The organism is uncultured Clostridium sp., from assembly GCF_963527835.1.
Taxonomy (GTDB): Bacteria; Bacillota; Clostridia; order Clostridiales; family Clostridiaceae; genus Clostridium.
Genome location: NZ_CAURTC010000005.1, coordinates 109,508 through 130,960, shown reverse-complemented (window position 1 = coordinate 130,960; position 21,453 = coordinate 109,508). Strand labels below are relative to the sequence as shown.

The following is a 21,453-nucleotide window of genomic DNA, read 5'->3' as shown; positions in this document are numbered from 1 at the left end:
TATAACCTTATTAGAATATTTTCTCAAATAAATATGCACTTTTTGTAGTAATATTATTAAATTGTCATGTAATTTTTTATGAAAATATCATTAAATTAGTATATTATCTTGTTTATTTAATGATATTCTTATCAATTTAACAACATCACCTTGGAAGTATATCTGTATTTTTTGCATTTAATATTTATTTATTCTTCAGAACACATTCCTGATATTTTGCCTAAATTTGTAATTTAAATTATAATGAAGGTCTTTAATGAAACAACTTTACTAAGAACAAAAAACGTGGCTGATACCACGTTTTTTATATTTTAAACATATTATCTTAAATATTATTTTAATGCACAATCAAATTTTTCATCCATAAATTTTTTAGTATTTTTAATTACTTCTCTCCAATCATGATTTCCAACATACCAAAATTCTGCTGTGAATTTTCTTACTCCAAGTTCCCATGATTTTTTAATTATTTCTTCAAAGTTAACATGCCCTGTCCCAAAAGTAATTTCTCTAAACTTTCCTGGTACAGTTTCTTTTAAATGCACTGCTGAAATATGGCCTCTTCCTTTTTCAAAATCTCCAACAGCAGTTGTACCATAATCTAATGTAGCATTAGTTACATTTCCACAATCCGGATAAATTTGAAGATATGGTGAATTAACTAATTTAACAAATTCCATTGCTTTTGCTACTGTATTCATAAACTCTGTTTCCATAGTTTCAAATGCAAGTATTACGCCTTTATTAGCTGCCATATCAACAGATTTTTTTAAGTTTTCTTCAAAGTACTTTCTTGTTTGTTCACTTCCTTCTTCGTAGTAAACATCATATCCAGCTATTTGAATTATTCTGATTCCTAGATCTGAAGCTAACGTTATTGCTTTTTTCATAATTTCCATACCTTTATTTCTGGTACCTTCATTCATACTTCCTAATGAATATTTTCTATGTCCACTAAGACACATTGTTCTAATACCAATTCCTGTTTTGAACATTAGATCTATGAGTTCTTTTCTCTCATCTAATGTCATATCCAATCTAGATAATTTTTCTTCTGTTTCATCTATACTTATTTCAACTGTATCGAATCCACATTCTTTAGCACAGTTTAACTTTTCTTCCCATGATAAAAAATTTGGCATTGATTTTTCATATAATCCTAATGTATATTCTTTCATAATATCACACCTACTTCTTTCATAACTTCTAATTCAAATAGATCACTTCAAAAAATATCTATATATATCTGAGATAGTCTCCTTATTTCTTTACTATATTTTAAATGTATATTGATATTGCCTCTTCTATTGTCCATAATAAGCATTAGGTCCATGCTTCCTCATAAAATGCTTATTCATAAGTTCCTTAGACATAGATTCAATATTTTGTTTGGCTAAAACTTCTGTATTCCAAGCCATCATTGCAACTTCTTCTAATACTACTGCATTGTGAACTGCTTCCATTGCATTCTTTCCCCATGTAAAAGGTCCATGATTTTTTACTAATACAGCTGGTACATGTGTTGGGTTTATATGTTTAAATGTATCTACAATTACTCCACCTGTATTGTATTCATAATTTGCCTTGATTTCTTCTGGTGTCATATCTCTAGTACAAGGAATTTCATCATAAAAATAATCCGCTTGAGTTGTACCATATGGATTTATTGATCTTCCTGCTTGAGCAAATATAGTTGCCCATCTTGAATGAGTATGAACAATTCCTCCTATTTCTTTAAAGTCATTATATAACTTTACATGAGTTTGAGTATCTGATGACGGTTTATATTTTCCTTCTACCAACCTTCCATCTAAATCAACTACAACCATATCTTCTGGTGACATTTTTTCATATTCAACACCTGATGGTTTAATTACTATAAGTCCTGCTTCCCTATCTATTGCAGAAACATTTCCCCAAGTAAAAGTTACTAAATTATATTTAGGTAAAAGCATATTAGCTTCATAAACTTCTTTTTTTAATTCTTCTAACATAATTAATCCTCCTAACAATGTATTTTTAATATGTGGTGACAATCACTAAACTGAAATAATTCATTTCTACTTCATTAATTAAATAATCAAATAAATTACTAATCTATTTTTATTTATTTTAAGTTGCAATTTTCCTAAAAAAGGGTATTAAAACTGGAGTATGAAGTTTTATACTCCTTCACACTCATTATTTTATATATATTTAATTGTGAATTTAAATGGTCAACTTATGAGTTTTAATTTTAGGTGATAGTAACCAATTTACCTGTTGTACTATCACCAATTTTACTAATTTTATTAATCAGTTACAAAATATAGGGCTGCTTCCCCAAGTTCTCTATTAGCTGAAATTATAATATCTCTATCTTCATCATGTACAACTGCTACATTACTTGGACCTGTGCCAGCTTCAATAACTTCTGTTTTAAAAGTAAGCTTTTCTTTATCTTCACATTGAATTACAAATAACTCTTTTTCAACTCTTCTGTATCCACCAATTATGCTTGGAACTCCCCTTAATTTTCCACCCCAAACGACATGTCCAAAATCCATTTCTTTAGGATATTTATAAATCGACCTATATTCACCATCAATTTTCTTATTTATTAAAAAGTTACTGCCATGAAAATCTTCTATTGTAATTAATTCGTCTTCACCATCTTCATCAATATCAACTACTGCAATATCACTAATTGGTCTATTCATTATTTGTTCAACACGCCACTCTTCACCTTCACTTTGAGGTGGAGTCACTACAAATGCTCCTTCTTCTGAAGTAACTATACCTGCCATTTTTCCATCCCAAGTAGTTCTGCAATATCCATGATTTTTAGTTAATCCTTCTTTTATAACCTTAAGTTCTATAGGTTTACTTAAATCCTCTGGTAATACTCCAACATAAATCTTGCCTGGATCTGACCAATCATCCTTAAACTGTTTTGAATTACATAAAACTGATCCTAAAAAATAATTAACTCCATTAGCGCTTAATATATCAAATCTATGGACATATGGTAAGTCTAAGATTTTCTTCACATCCCAAGAACCATTTTCTGTTGGTCTTGCCCAAACTATTGTAGCTTTTTCTGATTGAAAAGTTGGGAAAAAATTTTGTACTGCTAAGAAATCTCCATTCTTTCCTGGTATAGGTATCATAGACATTGTTCCACCTGGTCCATCCCAAACTGTGGTCTGTTTAAAATCTTCTCCTGTATAACTATAACAAGCCCCTTCCCCTTCAGTTGCTAGTAATATATGTCTTTCACCATCTACAACAGTGCTACCAGTTGCATAACATCTGTGTAGTTCTGTTAAAAACTTCTTTTCAAATTTCATAATTTATTCCTCCGATTAAATCATTCTTTAAATTGCCACATCTTAACTTATCTACATTCTATTTTAATTTAATATCAACATCTTTTATTTTCTCATCCCAGTAATTTTTACTTTTTATTCACTACATTTTCTATAATTTTTTCTTCAATTTCTTTTTCTGATAAAACATTTCTTAATCCTATAATTATAGTTCCTGAATCTTCTGCTCTTTTAAAGTTTGATTTTAATACTTCTGAACAAAATACTACATCAAAGCTAGAAGCCTGGCTTTTAGCTTCTCCAACACTATTATGTTGAATTGTTACATCTATGCCTAATTTTTTAAAAACCTTTGCTATTTTCATCTTTATTATTTGGCTTGATCCCATTCCACTTCCACATGCTGCTATTACTCTTAACATAATTAACATCTCCCTCAAAAATTATTTTTTATTGTTTTATACTAAGCTTCCATTCCCTTTTCATTAAGATATTCATCATAATCTTCTGCTATTTTAAAGTATCCTTTTTTATTTTTTCTATACTGAAATTGTGGTATGACTAATAGTGCAACTAGTGCTATTCCAAACCCTACATAGTGTAAATTATTCATTAACACTCCAATTACTGGCCATACTGTAGCAAAATCGAAGTTTCCATGCCATCCTCCAAATTGTGCTAATCCAAAGTAGTATGCTGCAAATGCTCCTCCTAATACTTGAATTACCCCCGATATGAAAGGAATGATCATAGCTGCTTTTAATCCACCTTTTTTATTTGCATACACTGCAAATGTTGCATTATCAAAGAATACTGGTACGAAACCTGTGATTATTAGTACTGGACTCTTAAATACTATTAATCCTATAATTGATATAAATTGTCCTAATGCTCCAAATAAGAATCCAATTGTTACTGCATTAGCGTGCCCAAATCCATAAGTTGCAGCACAATCTACTGCTGGCATTGATCCCGGTAAAAGTTTATTTGAAATACCTTGGAATGATTCAGTAAGTTCTGAAACGAACATCTTAACTCCAAGTTGTAATATACTTAAGTAAACTGCAAAGTTTAATGATTTCTCCATTATATAAAATATAAAGTTTCTATCTGCATTAAACCCTTTATCTATTTGATGTAATAAATCAGGTCCTAATATTCCCATGATTATTCCGAAGAAGAACATCATTAATATACCAGTTGCTACTACATTATCGTTAAATATTGATAAGAATCCAGGTAATTTTAAATGTTCTATTGATTTTTCTTTATTACCAATCTTTCCTGCAAATTTATCTGTTAACCAAATACCAAACATTTGTTGATGCCCAATTGCAAATCCTCCACCTTCAGTTAACTCTTGAGTTGCTTCAACTGTAAGGTTTGATGATACTGCCCAATATGTTCCTAGTAATAAACCAAGCATAATTACTGCCTGTGTATCAATTATGTCTGGGAAACAGAATAGTACTACCCATAAAGCTGTTGATGATTGTTGTACCATTATGTGTCCTGTAATAAATACAGTTCTTATCTTTGTTTGTTTTCTAAATAAAACCAATATTATGTTAAAAATAAATGCTATCAAAAGTACTATCATCATAAGTGAAAATGATCGTCCTACATTTTCCACTGCCGATTGTGCCGCTGTCTGTCCAAAGTATGGATCAATAACTGCTGCTGTTAAATTAAAACGATCTTTCAACCCTGCCAATATTGGACGGAAGTTATTTACTAGTCCACCAGCGGCTACATTAAGTATTAAATAACCAACTGTTGCTTTTATAAATCCTGCAATTGCCTCATATATAGGTCTCTTTAATAGCAGATAACCTATAAGTACAATAAAACCAATGAAAAATGCTGGATTAGTCAAAATATTAATTTGGAAAAAAGTCCATATCGATAATAATAAATCCATTTTTATTCCCCCTAAGAATTTAATAAATTATTGTTTCTTAATATTAATCCCTCTTGGTCTTCAGTCTATATATTATTTATTATAAAATTTCAAGAATTGCTTCTAAGTCTTCTTCACAATTAGATTCTACTAATCTCTTTAATACATCTTCATTTTCTATCAAATCAACCATACTAACTAAATTTTTCATATGAAGTTCATTATCCGTTGAAGCTAATACAAAAAATAATTGTGCATCCTGCTCTGCGTCATCACTAAAATGAACTGGTTTTTCAGTTTTCATGAAACAAATGGCTGTATCATTAACACCAACACCTTCCTGTGCATGTGGTATACATACATTCGGTGCTATTACTATATAAGGACCATACTTATTTACATTTGCTATTATTGAATCAACATAAGATGGTTCTATAACTCCCTCTTCTATTAAAGGTTTACAAGAGGCTTTCACTGCATCCTCCCACTTTGTAAATTCTTTGTGAAATGAATATCTTTTTTTCTCAATTAATCCCTTTAACATAATGTCCCTCCTGTTTTAACTGGGGAGCTATCAACTCCCCATATAATTTTTATCAAATGTTTAACCTTGTTAATTTTCTTATCTCTTTATTATTAGAAAATAAGGCTTCATCTTCGATAAATTTAACTAGAGTGCAAAACTCTAACTTAAAGATTTTATCTTATAAGAATGATGTGTATGGTAAATTTATTTCTGTTTCAAAACAGTCATCAAATCCTCTTGGATAATGATATTCTCTCTTTTCATTATCTACTGGGAATGTAAATTTTCCTCCTACTTGCCATATAAATGGATTGAATTTATATTGTAGCCTGTCCTTTCTCATATCAAACAATTCTAATATTTCTTTTGTGTCTGCTTGGAAATTTGACCAAATATCATGATGGAACGGTATAACTACTTTTGTATTTAATGATTCTGCCATTCTCAAAATATCTATTGATGTCATCTTATCTGTAATTCCTCTTGGATTTTCTCCATATGAACCTAGTGCAACATCTATCTTATGTTCATTACCATGTTTTGCATAGTAGTTTGAATAATGTGAATCTCCACTATGATAAAGATTTCCACCTGGAGTTTTTATTAAATAGTTAACTGCTTTAATATCCATATTAATTGGCATTGTTCCTCTTAAGTCACCTTCTGGTGGGGCTGTTATTAATGCTGTTCTATCAAATGCTTCTAATGCAACTATTTCTATATCTTTAACCTTTACTGTATCTCCCGGCTTAACAACTATACATCTTTCTTTTGGTACTCCCCAGCCAATCCATTTATCCACACATGCTTGTGGTCCAATGAATGGTATACTTGAATCACAGTTTTGCATAACTGCCGCCGCAACGTTTACATCAATATGATCATTATGATCATGTGTTGATAAAACTGCATCAATTTCTTTTATTCCAAATGGATCTAATACAAAAGGTGCTACTCTTAAATTTGGTTGGAGTTTCTTTCCTCCACACATTCTAGCCATTTGATGTTCTGGATTTATATATGGATTAGATTTTGTTTTCTTTCCACTTCCACACCAAAAATCTATACATATATTTGTACTTCCTTCACTCTTAACCCATATTCCTGTACATCCTAACCACCACATGGAAAAGGTACCATGTTTTACATTTTCTTTTGCTATCTCTTCATTTAACCAAGTTCCCCATTCTGGAAATGTATTAAGTATCCATGATTCTCTTGTAATATTTTGTACTTGTGACATTTTGATCTCCTCCTAATTATACTAGCTTTTATGTTTATTTTATATATTTTTTGATTATTTTCGATGTTTTTCGATTTTTTATAATGTTTTTTACTTTTTTTATTGAACGTTGTGATTTATATTTCTGAATCTTTTGTTTGTTTATGAATCTATCTTAACCTAAACATTCAAATAATTCAAGTATTTTTTGAATTATTTTAATATTTTTATTTTAAAATGTATTTTTTGAATGTTTCAATTGAACCTTATGATTATTTGTATTATAATTATATTGAGAATTAAATTATATAATGAAATTTTAAATACACTTATATAATTAACAATAAATCTAAGATAGGATATTAGTTATAATAACTACTTTCAAGGCATTAAAGAAATTCCTTATATGGTAGATAAGATTGATTATATTATTTATCGGTTTTATAAAAATTAATGATAAATTAAAATATTAGGCAAAGGTGACGATTATTATGAAAAAAACACAATCTATAGTTTCTAAAAGAAGAGATAAGATTTTAGATTACCTTAAATCAAATGAGAGTATTAATACTAATGAACTAGCAGAAAGATTACAAATATCTCCACTTACCTTAAGAAGGGATTTGCAAGTCTTAGATGACGAAGGATTAATCATAAGATATTATGGGGGTGCAAGGTTAGTAAGTGATGTAAATGACGATGTTAAACCTACTTCAAAAGAAAAACATGAAGAATCAGTGCTTATTCAAAAAAAGAATTGTATTGCAAAATACGCTGCTTCTCTAATAAAAGATGGTGATACTATATTTATAAATTCTAGTTCAACTGCACTTTTAATACTAAAATATCTAGATGATAGAAGAGTTAATGTCGTTACTAATAATGGTAAAGTTTTGCAATCAACTATTGGTCCAAATATTGAACTAGTCTTAACTGGCGGTCAGGTTTATGAAAGAAAACAATCATTAGTTGGAGAATTTGCTACCTATATACTTTCTAAAATAACAGCTGATAAATGTTTTTTAGGTGTTAGTGGTATAGCATCAGACTCTGGAATAAGTACTTCCGTGCTTCAAGAAACATTGATTAATCATGAGATGATAAATCGCTGTAATGGTCCTGTATATATATTAGCATCTAGTTCTAAAGTAGGTAGACATAATAATTTTTCTAGCGGAGATATAAATGAAATTTCTCATCTTATCACAGATTCTGATATTGATAAGACTGAGGCTGTTGCCCTTAAAGATAAAGGTGTTACTGTAATAACTTTAGATTATAAAGAATAGAGAATTCAATTGTTAACTAATAAATACTTATAAAAAGAATAAAAAATTAACTATATTCTAAAATTATAAATATATTAAAAAATTACACCCCAAAATCTGGGATGTAATTTTTTTAACTTCATGCATTATAATATATGAATATTTTTTAATGTTTTTAATGTTTTTAAAATATTTAAACCTACTACTTTTTCCAAGCTATCTAGTATAAAACTTTATTAAATCTCTTTAGTAATAATATAATTAATACTTATTTTATTTCACTATAATATTAATTCAAAACATCCTTATAATGAAAGAAATTCAGTAAATGCTTTTATTGTATATTCATTATCTTTAACACTTGCAAGTTCTCTTACTGAATGCATTGAAAGTAATGGTGCACCCATGTCTATAACTGGAATGTTTAATTTAGATGCAGTTATTGGTCCTATTGTTGTTCCACCTTTAACATCTGATCTATTTACAAATTCTTGACATGGTACATTTGCATTTTTACAAACTTGCTTAAATATTGCTGCTGCGTAGCTATCTGTTGAATAACTTCCTGACGCAGCTATTTTTATAACAGGTCCTTTTCCAATAAGTGGTCTGTTTGTTGGATCATGCTTTTCTGCATAATTTGGATGAAGAGCATGAGCTAAATCTGCTGAAATCATAACTGAGTTTGATAATGATCTCTTGAAATCTTCTCTGTCTTTTCCAAGTGCTAATGTTATTCTTTCTAATATATTTTCAAGTAATGAAGAATTTGCTCCTTGAGATGTTAAACTGCCTATTTCTTCATTATCAAGTGCAACTAAAACTTTTGTTGCTTTATTAGATTTACTTTGAAGTAATGCTACAAGGCCTGCATATACCATCCAAAGATCATCTAATCTTCCTGCTGAAATAAACTCTTCATTCATTCCAAATAAGCATCCTTTTTCATACTCATATACGAATAAATCAAAATCTACAATTTCTTTTTCTTTTACATTTAAACTTTCTGCAATTAACTTAAGTAAGTAACCATCTTTTTCTAACTTATCAGTAGCCATTGTAAGTAATGGTAATGTATCTTTTTGTCTATTATATTCATAGCCTTCATTAATAGTTCTATTCATGTGTATTGCTAAGCTTGGTATTATTAAAACAGGCTTATTTAAATCTACTAATTTAACTTGTGGTTTTAGTGGATTGCTTCCTTTTAATGTAACTCTACCAGCTACCCCTAATGGTCTATCAAACCATGTGCTAAGTATTGCACCACCATAAACTTCTGTGTTTAATTTAACGTAATGATCTTCTACTGTCATTTCTGCATGTGGTTTTATTCTGAATCCTGGAGAGTCTGTATGAGCTCCTATTAATCTAAATCCTTCTTCTGTTATATCTCCACTTCCAATTTCAAATCCTATTATTGCAGATTCGTTTTTCATAACATAGTATTTTCCACCATGTTTTAAATCCCACTTATCACATTCTTTAATTTCTACAAATCCCTCTTTATCTAAGATTGATTTAACTTCATGAGCACCATGAAATGCACTTTTGCTATTATTTATAAAATTTAATAAATCTTTTGCTGTGTTCATAAATTTTCTCCTCTCGATATAATAGCTTAAAAAACCATCACATAAAGTATAACTTTGTAAAAATGTATTACTAAAAACATACAGCGTTATACTTTAAGTAATCATTTACTATCATTAATTACATATACAATAAATATATGAATATAGTCATATTATCAAATCATATAATTTAAATCAAACGACCTATAGTACAAAATACAATTTATACCTTACTTTATATTTCAATATAAAAAAATTATATTAATTTTTCTAACATTTATCAAACTAATACTATGAATTTATATTAATTTGATACTATAAATTTATTTTATATTTAAAACTCTACATAAAGCATATTTTATTTTTAAACATCCTTAATGACTATATAGAATGTCTAAGTTTCATTTTCAAATTCCATCAAACTTTACTTATGAGCGTATCATATCCCTGTGCTAAAACAAAACATATATCTTAATTAACACTTTAAAAACATTATTATAAGAATATTATATTTTACAAATACTAATTACTATATTAGAATTAAGTTATTTAATATATATGATAGGGGCGATTTTATGTTTTCTCAATTTCTTGTTAATAAGTTTATTAAGGATAATCATAATATAGATGATGATAAAGTAAGGAATTCTTATGGTATTCTTGGAGGACTTGTAGGAATCTTTATTAACTTCACATTATTTTTAATAAAAATTTCTGTTGGACTCATTTCTTCAAGTATAGCTATTGTTGCTGATGCATTTAATAACTTATCTGATGCAGCATCTTCTCTCATAACTATAATAGGCTTTAAGATGGCAAGTAAACCTGCTGATAAGGAACATCCTTTTGGACATGGACGAATTGAATATATTTCTGCTTTAATTGTTGCATTTATGGTTATGCTTGTTGGTTTCCAATTTATAAAATCATCATTAACTAGAATTACAAATCCTGAAGTAGTTAAATTTGAACTTATACCTTTTATTCTTCTTTTAATTTCAATAGGACTTAAATTTTGGCTTTCTGGTTTTAATAAATTTATGGGAAATAAGATCAATTCTTCTGCATTAAAAGCAGCTTCTGTAGATGCATTAGGAGATGTTTTTACTTCTACTACTGTTGCTATTTCTTTCTTGGCTTCTAAATTTACAAAGATTCCTATAGACGGATTTATTGGACTTATAGTTGCTGGATTTATAGTTTATTCAGGTTTTTCATTGATAAAAGAAACTCTTAACCCATTACTTGGTGAAGCTCCTGACCCTGAACTTGTTAAAGGAATAAATGATATGGTATTGTCTTATGAGCATGTTACTGGAGCTCATGATTTAATAATACATAACTATGGCCCTGGAAAATGTATGGCTTCTATACATGCTGAAATTCCTGCTAATATTGATATAATGAAGATTCATGAAATAATTGATAAAGCTGAAAGAGAAATTTCCGCTAAACTTAGAATTTATCTTGTTATACACATGGATCCTATCTGTATAATTGAAGGTGAGGTTAAAGAAGCTCATGATGAAATATTAAAACTAATAAATGAATATGATTATATAGATTCTATTCACGATTTTAGAATTGTTGGTGATGGCAATCATAAAAACTTAATTTTTGATTTAGTTTTAAATGATACTTTTAAAGATGATGATATAATAAATACCATTGCATCAAGAGTTAAATCAATTCATCCTAAATATAATTGTATAATTACCTTAGATAAGCATTATCTATAATAATTCTTAATATAATGTAGCTCTAACCATAAATTTAATTAGAATTTCACTGAAAAAGTGTAACTGTTGTGAACATTAACTATCAAATAACTATAATTGTACAAAAAAATTACTAAAAATATAAATCTATATTAATTTGTAAAATATACCTCATATAAAGCATAAAATACTTTATATGAGGTATATTTTTGTTATTTTTATACTATATATGTTATGAATTTATTTATAAAAAATAATTGATTAAGTTCTAATAAAAAGGAGGTATTTTTTTATGAAGTGTCCTTACTGTAACAAAGAGCTGGGAGAAAAAAATGATTGTATAACTTCTACATGTTATGCATTTGAGAAAGTATTCCCAAGATATGATTTAGAAGAAAAGGAATCTTCAAAAGATAATGAAACTTTAAACACTACTAAAGAAAAAATTGATAATTCTAATATTAGTTCAAAACTTGAAGAAATTGAAAAAAATGCAACTAATCAAAAAAGTATCCCTGAAGAAGATTCTTCAGAAACAGGAACAAGTACTAATACTGGACTTTACATTTTAATTGCAATAATTATCTTATTAGTTATTGGCTTTGTTTTTTTCTAACTAACTATTCCTACCTTATTAAAGAGGCTACTACACCAAACTTTAAAATTAAAAGTGGATAAGTATGAGTTAAGAGTTTTATTAAAAGCAATAGGACTAAAAAATCTCTTCTCTAACTTTCCACTTTTATCTTTTATTTTTCCTTAAGAGCCTCTTTACACTAAAATCTTTTTTAAAATATGTTGATATATGCAATAAGCAAAGTGGCATTGTAATTAAACTTTGAGAATATTTAATGAGTATCGTCACATTTACTGCTTGTCTCAATTTTATATTGGGAGCAAGCTAAAATGGGACTATTCTAATTTTAGAATTCTTAAAGCAAATTTCTCAGTCCACGAGCTTTATACTAAAATATCATATTTTTCTAGAACAATGTTCTTACTTTTTATTTTTTAATGTTTTGAATCTATCTGCTGCTGCAACTTTTTCTGAACCATCAGTTATTATTTCAACTATTATAGGTTCACTACAAGAATATAACTCATCTTTTATTTCATTAAGTTGACTTAAATCTGTTATTTCATATGATTTAATTCCAGCTGCTTCTCCTATTGCCTTTATTGAAACTCTATCTTGAACTACGCCATTAATAGATCTTCCAAATAAGAATGTCATACCTTGATCAACATAATTTAATTTTGCATTATTTATTACAAAATATACTATAGGTAATGAGTATTGTTTTGCTGTTAAAATTTCACTACCATTCATAAATACTGATCCATCACCAACAACTACAGCATATTTTTCTGTATTGCCACTTAAAGCTGCACCTATTGAACCTGCCACGCAGTTTCCCATAGCTCCATAATTTAAGCTAGCAATAAAATCTGATTCTTTTGGAATGAATAGATATTTATACATATAATTCATAAATTCACCTATATCGCACATATAAGTAGTGCTAGGATTTAATATATTTGGAAGCATATCTGCTAATCTTCTAACAGATATTCCTGTATGATCTTTTATATATTCATTATTTAATTTTTCTGCTTTATTTAAAGTTACATTTTTATCTTCTACTTTTTCATCTATTATTGATAATGCTTCTGATAATTCATAATATACTTTAAATCTATCAATATGGTTTTTATTTAGACTCTTTTTCCTGTTATCTATTTGAATAACTTTATTTCCATCATTGAATAATGCATCACTAAAGTTTCTTGTTGCACTCTCTCCAAGGCTTGATCCTAATACTAATATGCAGTCTATTTCTTCTGTATCTGAATAGTTTTGCGCAAAATCAGTACTATTAAATCCATAGTTTCCTATGTTAAATTCAAATTCACTATCTATTGAACTTTTTCCTTGAGGTGTAGTTGCTACATACCATCCTAATTTTGATGATAATTTCTTTATAAGTTCATTATTTCCTTTAGCACCTCTACCAACTAATATGATACCTTTTTTAGCATTATTTAACATATTAATTGCTATATTTAATGATTCTTCATCATAATTATAATTTATTTTTTCAGCTACATAAGTTTTTATATCATCTTCATTTATTTCTGTTGTAGGTAAATCCATTGATATTGATAGATGAACTGGTCCTTTTGGATCTTGCATTGCTAATTTTACTGCTTTATCTAATTCAGATAATACATCTTCTTTTTTAGTAATTGTTTTACTATATTTTGTTATGCTTTCAGTTATAGGTGCTGTATCCAATTCTTGAACGCAACCTTTACCTATACTATCACTTGCTGCATATCCACTAATAACAAGCATAGGAATATTATTTATGTATGCATCTGCTATTCCATTTATTGCGTTAGTAATACCTACCCCTCCGCATAAGATTGAACAACTAAGTTTTTTACTTAAATCTGAATATTTTCCTGCTGAATAAGTTGATCCTGCTTCATTTTTAGTTACTACAAATTCAACTTTAGTATCATTAAGTGCATCATAAATACTTGCTACATTTCCTGATGGTATACCAAATACGTATTCTACACCACAACTTTCAATATATTTTGCTATAGCTTTAGATAATTTCACGTTTAAACATCTCCTTAATACATAAAATCTTATTATATTTTTTTACAATATTTATTGCTTCTGATTTTTCTTCTTCTGAATATTTATGTTCTTCTTTAAATATTGGCATAGTAATAAAGAAGGCTATTTCATCATTTAAGAAAAATGGTATAAGGCAAGTTGATACTATCCCAAAATCTCTTAAACAACTTGGTTTGCTTGTATCTACAGAAAGCTTGTCTACAAATAGTGGTTTTTTTGTATTCATCATTTCAGATAAATACATATCATCAACTATTTTAAGCATTTTTGAAGCATGGTATTTGCTCCAATCTTCAAATGAAATATCTGTTAATTGTTTGTAATATGGTTTTATATAAGAATTATCAACTATTTTGTGAATTCCTACATCTTCATAATATATTACATCTTCTAATTCTTTGAATAGATTATCTAGTAATTCTCTCGTACTCATAATATGTTCCTTTCTGAAATTTAATATTTAACTAAAAATATTATTTATAAAAATACTCTAAATATAGTATGGTTATTATTATTTTACCATAATATTTCATAGTTTGTATAAATATTACATTATTATTATATTAAAACATATTTTCACAAAAATACAACATATTATTTTAAAAATAATACGTTATATTCATTAATAAAAATCTCTTTAAATTTTATAATCTTATATATATTTATATAAAATAAGGAGCTATTACAAAATGACTTTTTTAATCATTTTGAACTGCCCCCTTTTACTTATGTATTAATTTTTTATTTATATATTGATCTTTAAAATCTAATTAAACCTTTACATAAAGCTATATAGTTTGTTTTTATAATTAATATAAATACTTATTAATTATACAGCTTGATCAATACTTGAAATCACTTTTATTTCATTAAAAAATTTTTCATCTAATTTTTTAATTTGCATTCCAGCTATTGCACTTGCAGGCATAAGCATATACTTCTTTTTAAAATTCGAATTAATATAAAGATCACTCATTTTATCATAAAATGGCTTTACATCTGGGAAAGATGTTTTTAATTCTGCATTTTCTATTACTAATATTAAAGAAGATGTATTATTAGATTTTGTAAATGTAACAAAATCACTTATGTAATTTTCAGCATCTTCTTTTGAAAACATTCCCTTTGATGAAAGTATTGCTTTGTTTCCCACAATCGCCATAGAATAATTAGACATAGTATTTTTCTTTTCTATTTTCACTTATTATCCCTCCAAAAAAATTCTAATAAAACTACTATTATTAGTAGCAGCTTCTTTCCAATTATAACATATAAATATACAATATTCCATAATATATTATGATTATACATTTTTCTTATAATTTTAATAAATATTGTCGGTTTTTAAGCGTGGAAATAGTTTTTAGTAAAAATATATCATATAGTGTATTCTTAATTCTATTTTATAATATTTATATCTGAGATAACTTTTATATAATTAAATACTTTGTTAGCATTTTTCTTTATTTGAATATTAGCTATATCATTTTCTGGCATAACTATATATTTATCTTTAAAATCAGAACTTATATATGCATCACATACTTTTTCATAAAATAATTTAGCATCAGGAAAGCTCATCCTAAATTCACTATTATCTATAATTAGTATTAAATTACTTGAGTCCATTGACTTAATAGTTTTTTGGAAAAGTTCAAGATAATCTTCCGCATCATTTTTAGAAAATAGCCCTTCTCCCTTGATTATAAATTTATCATCTTTTACTCTCATACTGTATTTACATAATACATTTATTTTTTCTATTTTCATAATTTCCCCCTACTAATTAAAGATAAATTTTCTATTGTTAATTTCTTTTAAGTTGATAAAAAAATAAACTTTTATTATGTTCCATTTTTGTTTTTATTGAATCAAATTAAATCTTATCCACTAATCTTTACTACATATACTTAATTAATAATTTACTTTTAAAGAAATAATAACATATTTTCTTATAATTTTCCATCTTTTTTAATTTTCTACATACAAATTCTGATTAAAATTTCACATTATTATAAAAACTGCGAATTGGAATAATTTGTTATTTTATTATGTTTATAATTTTATTATTAATAAGGTATATGTTATAATTCTCTAAGGAAATAACTTATAAAATATATTTTAAAGGAGGATTTTATTAATGAAATGTTCTTACTGCAATAAAGAGTTAGACAAAGATAATATTTGTAACAATTTATTCTGTCCTAATTACAAAAGAAAAGTATATGAAAACACTTCTTTTTATAAAAATAATGATACTGAAAATGAATCTACTGAAAGTATAAATGATAATAGTAATGCTAAAATTAATATTGATTATTTAAATTCTGATATAAATGATGAAGAATTTACATCTTTTGTTGGAAAAAGAAAATCTTCATATTATATAGAATACTTTAATAGATATAAAATAAATAATAAATTTATTTCATGGAACTGGGCTGCATTTTTTTTCGGTTCATATTGGTTACTATATAGGAAGCTTTTTTTGATTTTCTTCCTATTTATTCTTATAACCACTAGCCTTGTAAGTCTTTTAGGACCACTTGCTGGTTTTACTGGAGTTATTATTTCTTTAGTTTTAGGCATGTTTGGAAACAATATTTATATTAGATTTGTTGAACATAAAATTTTTTCACTTCGAGACTTTTCTTCAAACATAACTAAAAACATATCTCCAAATTTAACTTATAATGATTATATTAAATTCCTTACTTCAAAAGGAGGAACTAATTCAGTTTTAGCATTTATGATAATACTATTTATTAACTTCTTAATGATAGCTTTATTATATTAGCTTAATAACTTATTCTATTTTATTTTAATAAAATAATACAACTTGCATTATTTAACTTTTTATAATTGCTTAAAATAAAAATACCATATGTTAGTGATTGAATCGTTTTAACATATGGTATTCAATTTATAATCTAAAATCAATACTAATTTTAACTCTGAATCTTACTAAGTTTAGTACTTAATTTATCTATATTTTTATATGTATTAGATATACCCTCTATATTATTATTAAGTTCACTAATATTAGCTGATATTTCTTCCATAGCCGACGCTGTAGTTTCAACATTTTCACTTATACTATCTATTTCTATTGCTGTTTTTGAAAATACAGTAACTAAGCCTTTAATTTGCTGATTTACATTATCAGAATGATTTAATACATTTCCTGTATTATTATTTATATTTTTAAATAAATCTTTTACTATATTTGTATGTTCATTACATATTTCTATTGATTTCTTTTCCTTTACTATTTCATCTGATACAGCATTAGTTCTTTCGGATATACTATTTAATATAGATATTATTTGGTTTGTTGATTCCTTAGAGTTTTCCGCTAGTTTTTTAACTTCATCTGCAACAACTGCAAAACCTTTACCATGCTCTCCTGCTCTCGCTGCTTCTATTGATGCATTAAGTGCTAAAAGATTTGTTTGCCCCGCTATTTCGCTTACCGTATCTATAATTTTTACTATCTTTGAATTTTCTTCATTTAAATTATTAATTAACGTTACAGTACTTATAATATTATCTTTTACTTTGGTCATTTCACTTGATAAATCATCAACTTTGCTAGCTCCTTGTAAAACAACATCCTTTGTAGAAGATGATAATTCCGACATAATTTCTACTGCACTTGTTACTTCTTCTAACCCTTGTTCTCCAATATGCATAAATGATTGGATATTATTCATCGTTTCAACTTCTCTTGTTGCTTTGTTTGCGACTTCATTTGAAGCAACTGATATTTGTTCTGATACTTCTGCTGTTGTATTAATTCCTTCACTAATAGTACAGCTCGCTTCATTTAAGGATTCTATTGTTTCACTAAGCTTACCTAATAAAAGCTCAGTCTTAGATTTTGCTTCATTGCTTTCTTTAATTTTTTCTTCTAATACAACATAAGTACGTTTTGTTATTATACATAATAATGTACATATAAATAATCCGCTTCCTATATAAAGAATTAAAAATATTAATTGATCATACCCTATATTAGAAAATATTGTTTCTTTGTTTTTTATGAAAAAATAGCTCATAAAAACGGCACTAGATATACATTGAAGAACTATTGGAATTGTCTCTTGATATAATATAATTAAAAAAATTGCTGAATAAAATATCATTAAATTAGATATTGTTGGTGATGTGCTCATTAATATTACACCAATTGTGGATATTGAAAATACCATGAAATACATTGATGCATTAATACATTTTTTCTTTATTAAAATAAACTGTATAATACTTAATACTATACCAGAACCTACTATTGCTACAACTGACATTATAGGCGCTTTTAAATAATAATCAAAAATACCTCTTAGAAATACTGAACTTAAAAATAGTACAAGCAAAATTTGATTTTTCATGTTGATAATTTTTTTATTATCCATTTACTTTTCCCCCTATGTAAAATTACTGTTCTTAGATTTTAAAATACTATTTGTAAATTTATGAATAAATTTTGATTTTTATACACTTAAAGTAATATCCCTTACGTGTATAATATTAACATATTTTATTATATTTGTATATGATTTTACATTTAATTATATTTTATTTACATAATTTATACATAAAATTACACAATACTTCAATTAATGTAAATTCTTAAAAAACAAACAAAGCCGATAAACAACAAGTATTTTTCTACTTATCCTTTATCAGCTATATTCATAATTATACAACTTTTATTCTAAATTTTTTTCGTTCTTTTTATATAAAATTTATATACTACTCTATATACTTTTTCTTTATCAATTACAACAAAGTTTAAAGTACTTTAGACAAAAAGTCTATTGTTCTTGGATTTTTAGGATTCTTAAATACTTCTTCCGGAGTGCCTTCTTCTACTATATTTCCATCATCCATAAAAAGTATTCTGTCCCCAACTTCTCTTGCAAATCCCATTTCATGAGTTACAACCACCATAGTCATACCTTCTTTTGCAAGATTTTTCATAACACTTAAAACTTCACCTACCATTTCTGGATCTAATGCTGATGTTGGTTCGTCAAATAGCATAACATCTGGTTCCATTGCCAATGCTCTTGCAATAGCTATTCTTTGTTTTTGTCCTCCAGATAATGATGCTGGATAGTCATTTGCTTTATCTTTAAGCCCTACTTTATCTAATAAATCCATTGCTTTATTTTCTGCTTTTTGCCTTGATAATTTTTTTATTTTCATAGGTGCCAATGCTATATTATTTATTACAGTTTTATGTGGAAATAAATTAAATTGTTGAAAAACCATCCCCATTTTTTCTCTTATCTTATTTATATCCACAACTTTTGATGTTATATCTTTCCCTTCAAATTCAACTACTCCAGAGCTTGGATCTTCTAATAAATTAAGACATCTTAAAAATGTACTTTTTCCAGATCCTGAAGGTCCAATTACAACAACCACTTCACCTTTTTTTATATGATAATCTATTCCTTTAAGAACTTCATGCTCTCCAAAACTTTTGTGTAAATCTTTAACGTATATCACTTACCTTCATTCTCCTTTCCACATATCCTAATGCCCTTGTTAGAGTAAATGTAATTATAAAGTATACAATTGCTGCTACTATTACAGGTTCTAAACCTAATGCTGTATTTCCTTTTACAGTATTCGCATTATACATAAGTTCAGCTACTCCAATTACTGAAACCATTGAAGATTCCTTAATTACTGATATAAATTCATTTCCTAAAGCAGGTAATATATTTTTAAATGCTTGAGGTATTATTATATTAAACATAGCTGTTTTTTGATTCATACCTAAACTTCTAGCTGCCTCCATTTGCCCCTTATCAACAGCTTCAATACCAGCTCTAATTATTTCAGAAACATATGCTGAAGAATTAAGTGCCAATGCTATTGCCCCTGTAGTTATATCAGATAAATCTATTCCTATTAATTTAGGTAGTCCAATATATATTATATATATTTGAACTAGAAGGGGAGTTCCCCTAACAAATTCTACATAAGCTGTACCTATAATTCTTAATATTTTAAATTTTGAACGTCTTAAAAATGTTAATCCTAGCCCCATAATCGTTCCAAAAAGTACTGCAAAGAATGCCAATACTATTGTAATTTCTGCCCCACTTAAAAAATATCCATAGTATTTTTCTAAAAATGTAAAATTCAAAATTTCTCCCCCCTAGTCATATTCTTTCTATTTCCACCCCTGGGTCCAATAAATTCCAAATGGAATTTATTGGACCCAGGGGTGGAAAAATAATTTACTCTACCATTTCATTTGCTTCTATTACAAATTTATCTATTTTACCTTCATCTTTTAATTTTTGTATTGTTTTATTTATTTCACTCTTTAAATCATCTGAACCCTTATTCATTGCTATTGCTGATCCACCTTCTGAATCTTCTAATATAACATCTGTTAAAGCTATATCTGAATTCTTTTCACAGTTAAATTCTGCAACTGGTAATTCAACTAATATTGCATCTACTTTATTGTTTTTTAAATCTAATACTAGATCAGTAACCTTTCCTAATGCCTTCTTTTCAGCATCTGGAAGTTTATCATTAGCTAGTCCTTCTTGAATTGATCCTTTTTGTACACCAATCTTCTTATCTTTTAAATCATCAATTGATTTTATATTTCCTTCTTCACCTTTTCTAACTATAAATCCATGTTGTGCTGTATAATATATATCTGAAAAATCTGCATTTTCCTTTCTTTCATCAGTAGGTGTCATACCTGCAAATACCATGTCTACTTTTCCAGCTTGAAGAGCTATAAGTAATCCATCAAAATCCATATCATTTATTTGTAGTTCTACACCTAAGTCTTCTGCTAATGATTTTGCTATACTAATATCAAATCCTACTATTTGATCTTTTCCATTTACCTGTTTATGAAATTCATATGGTGGATAATCTGCACTTGTTCCAACTACAAGTTTACCTTTTTGTTTTATTGATTCAAGCACTGAAGCTGTTTCTTTTCCATTTTTGCTTCCTGCTGTATTTTTATTTCCTGCACATCCAACTATGCTTATTGCCATTGCTCCAATTGCTACAACTAATCCTAATTTTTTTAATAAACCCTTATTCATTACTAATTCCCCCTAATTATTCACAGAACTTATTTACTTCTTGGTATAATTATACACCCAATACTTATATTTATGCAATAGCAAATGTATAATTATTTAATTTTTATTTATACTAATTAAATTTATCATTTACAATACACCATTTTAATTGTCTTTTATTTGATAATAAACAAAAATAAAGAGCTATAAGTTA

Annotated in this window: 20 protein-coding genes; 4 read left to right on the top strand and 16 right to left on the bottom strand. The window is 27.2% G+C overall.

All coding sequences use genetic code 11. The annotated features are described in order from the left end of the window. Nucleotides 1-332: 332 nt before the first annotated feature. From RYM86_RS04930 to ulaG, 7 genes are all read right to left on the bottom strand, one after another. On the bottom strand, nucleotides 333-1,178 hold the full coding sequence (locus tag RYM86_RS04930) for an L-ribulose-5-phosphate 3-epimerase (RefSeq protein WP_315078279.1): 846 nt from the start codon (nucleotides 1,176-1,178) through the stop codon (nucleotides 333-335). Nucleotides 1,179-1,304: 126 nt separating this feature from the next. Next, nucleotides 1,305-1,994, bottom strand: a complete 690-nt coding sequence (locus tag RYM86_RS04925) for an L-ribulose-5-phosphate 4-epimerase (protein ID WP_315078277.1) — start codon at nucleotides 1,992-1,994, stop codon at nucleotides 1,305-1,307. 297 nt (nucleotides 1,995-2,291) lie between these two features. Continuing rightward, nucleotides 2,292-3,329, bottom strand: a complete 1,038-nt coding sequence (locus RYM86_RS04920; protein WP_315078275.1) for a hypothetical protein — start codon at nucleotides 3,327-3,329, stop codon at nucleotides 2,292-2,294. A gap of 107 nt (nucleotides 3,330-3,436) precedes the next feature. Further along, nucleotides 3,437-3,730, bottom strand: a complete 294-nt coding sequence (locus tag RYM86_RS04915; RefSeq protein ID WP_315078272.1) for a PTS sugar transporter subunit IIB — start codon at nucleotides 3,728-3,730, stop codon at nucleotides 3,437-3,439. Nucleotides 3,731-3,771: 41 nt separating this feature from the next. Beyond that, nucleotides 3,772-5,229, bottom strand: a complete 1,458-nt coding sequence (locus RYM86_RS04910) for a PTS ascorbate transporter subunit IIC (RefSeq protein WP_315078269.1) — start codon at nucleotides 5,227-5,229, stop codon at nucleotides 3,772-3,774. A 79-nt stretch (nucleotides 5,230-5,308) separates the two neighbouring features. Then, nucleotides 5,309-5,752 carry a PTS sugar transporter subunit IIA gene (locus RYM86_RS04905; protein ID WP_315078267.1) on the bottom strand — a complete coding sequence of 148 codons (444 nt, stop codon included), beginning with the start codon at nucleotides 5,750-5,752 and terminating at the stop codon, nucleotides 5,309-5,311. Between the two features lie 160 nt (nucleotides 5,753-5,912). Next, entirely contained in the window at nucleotides 5,913-6,977 is a 1,065-nt protein-coding gene (gene ulaG, locus RYM86_RS04900) for an L-ascorbate 6-phosphate lactonase (RefSeq protein ID WP_315078265.1), read from the bottom strand. A 470-nt stretch (nucleotides 6,978-7,447) separates the two neighbouring features. On the opposite strand from ulaG, the gene RYM86_RS04895 reads away from it, so the two are divergent. Further along, on the top strand, nucleotides 7,448-8,245 hold the full coding sequence (locus RYM86_RS04895; RefSeq protein ID WP_315078263.1) for a DeoR/GlpR family DNA-binding transcription regulator: 798 nt from the start codon (nucleotides 7,448-7,450) through the stop codon (nucleotides 8,243-8,245). 284 nt (nucleotides 8,246-8,529) lie between these two features. Here the strand turns inward: RYM86_RS04895 and RYM86_RS04890 are convergent, their stop codons facing one another. Further along, nucleotides 8,530-9,819 (bottom strand): M18 family aminopeptidase, encoded by a 1,290-nt coding sequence (locus tag RYM86_RS04890; RefSeq protein ID WP_315078262.1) that lies wholly within the window; start codon nucleotides 9,817-9,819, stop codon nucleotides 8,530-8,532. Between the two features lie 554 nt (nucleotides 9,820-10,373). Between RYM86_RS04890 and RYM86_RS04885 the strand changes: the two genes are divergently transcribed. Beyond that, nucleotides 10,374-11,537, top strand: a complete 1,164-nt coding sequence (locus RYM86_RS04885; protein ID WP_315078261.1) for a cation diffusion facilitator family transporter — start codon at nucleotides 10,374-10,376, stop codon at nucleotides 11,535-11,537. Nucleotides 11,538-11,808: 271 nt separating this feature from the next. Beyond that, the gene (locus tag RYM86_RS04880; protein ID WP_315078260.1) at nucleotides 11,809-12,132 is read left to right on the top strand and encodes a hypothetical protein; all 324 of its coding nucleotides are present in this window, start codon (nucleotides 11,809-11,811) and stop codon (nucleotides 12,130-12,132) included. Between the two features lie 381 nt (nucleotides 12,133-12,513). On the opposite strand, the gene RYM86_RS04875 is transcribed toward RYM86_RS04880, so the two are convergent. The 4 genes from RYM86_RS04875 to RYM86_RS04860 form a co-directional block, all read right to left on the bottom strand. After that, nucleotides 12,514-14,145, bottom strand: coding sequence for a thiamine pyrophosphate-binding protein (locus RYM86_RS04875; protein WP_315078259.1), 1,632 nt, complete (start codon nucleotides 14,143-14,145; stop codon nucleotides 12,514-12,516). Next, nucleotides 14,132-14,599 carry a hypothetical protein gene (locus RYM86_RS04870; RefSeq protein ID WP_315078257.1) on the bottom strand — a complete coding sequence of 156 codons (468 nt, stop codon included), beginning with the start codon at nucleotides 14,597-14,599 and terminating at the stop codon, nucleotides 14,132-14,134. Before RYM86_RS04870 ends, RYM86_RS04875 begins: the two co-directional genes overlap by 14 nt. Before the next feature lie 396 nt (nucleotides 14,600-14,995). Further along, nucleotides 14,996-15,367, bottom strand: coding sequence for a hypothetical protein (locus tag RYM86_RS04865; RefSeq protein ID WP_315078255.1), 372 nt, complete (start codon nucleotides 15,365-15,367; stop codon nucleotides 14,996-14,998). Between the two features lie 197 nt (nucleotides 15,368-15,564). Next, nucleotides 15,565-15,936, bottom strand: a complete 372-nt coding sequence (locus RYM86_RS04860; protein WP_315078253.1) for a hypothetical protein — start codon at nucleotides 15,934-15,936, stop codon at nucleotides 15,565-15,567. Between the two features lie 370 nt (nucleotides 15,937-16,306). On the opposite strand from RYM86_RS04860, the gene RYM86_RS04855 reads away from it, so the two are divergent. Continuing rightward, nucleotides 16,307-16,963: a DUF2628 domain-containing protein gene (locus tag RYM86_RS04855; protein WP_315078251.1), complete on the top strand. Its 657-nt coding sequence runs from the start codon at nucleotides 16,307-16,309 to the stop codon at nucleotides 16,961-16,963. Nucleotides 16,964-17,114: 151 nt separating this feature from the next. On the opposite strand, the gene RYM86_RS04850 is transcribed toward RYM86_RS04855, so the two are convergent. The 4 genes from RYM86_RS04850 to RYM86_RS04835 all read right to left on the bottom strand — a co-directional run bounded on the left by RYM86_RS04850 (nucleotide 17,115) and on the right by RYM86_RS04835 (nucleotide 21,260). Then, nucleotides 17,115-18,581: a methyl-accepting chemotaxis protein gene (locus RYM86_RS04850; protein WP_315078250.1), complete on the bottom strand. Its 1,467-nt coding sequence runs from the start codon at nucleotides 18,579-18,581 to the stop codon at nucleotides 17,115-17,117. 379 nt (nucleotides 18,582-18,960) lie between these two features. Beyond that, nucleotides 18,961-19,683, bottom strand: a complete 723-nt coding sequence (locus tag RYM86_RS04845; RefSeq protein ID WP_315078248.1) for an amino acid ABC transporter ATP-binding protein — start codon at nucleotides 19,681-19,683, stop codon at nucleotides 18,961-18,963. After that, on the bottom strand, nucleotides 19,670-20,329 hold the full coding sequence (locus RYM86_RS04840) for an amino acid ABC transporter permease (protein WP_315078246.1): 660 nt from the start codon (nucleotides 20,327-20,329) through the stop codon (nucleotides 19,670-19,672). Before RYM86_RS04840 ends, RYM86_RS04845 begins: the two co-directional genes overlap by 14 nt. A 94-nt stretch (nucleotides 20,330-20,423) precedes the next feature. Then, nucleotides 20,424-21,260 (bottom strand): ABC transporter substrate-binding protein, encoded by an 837-nt coding sequence (locus RYM86_RS04835; RefSeq protein WP_315078243.1) that lies wholly within the window; start codon nucleotides 21,258-21,260, stop codon nucleotides 20,424-20,426. Nucleotides 21,261-21,453: the final 193 nt, after the last annotated feature.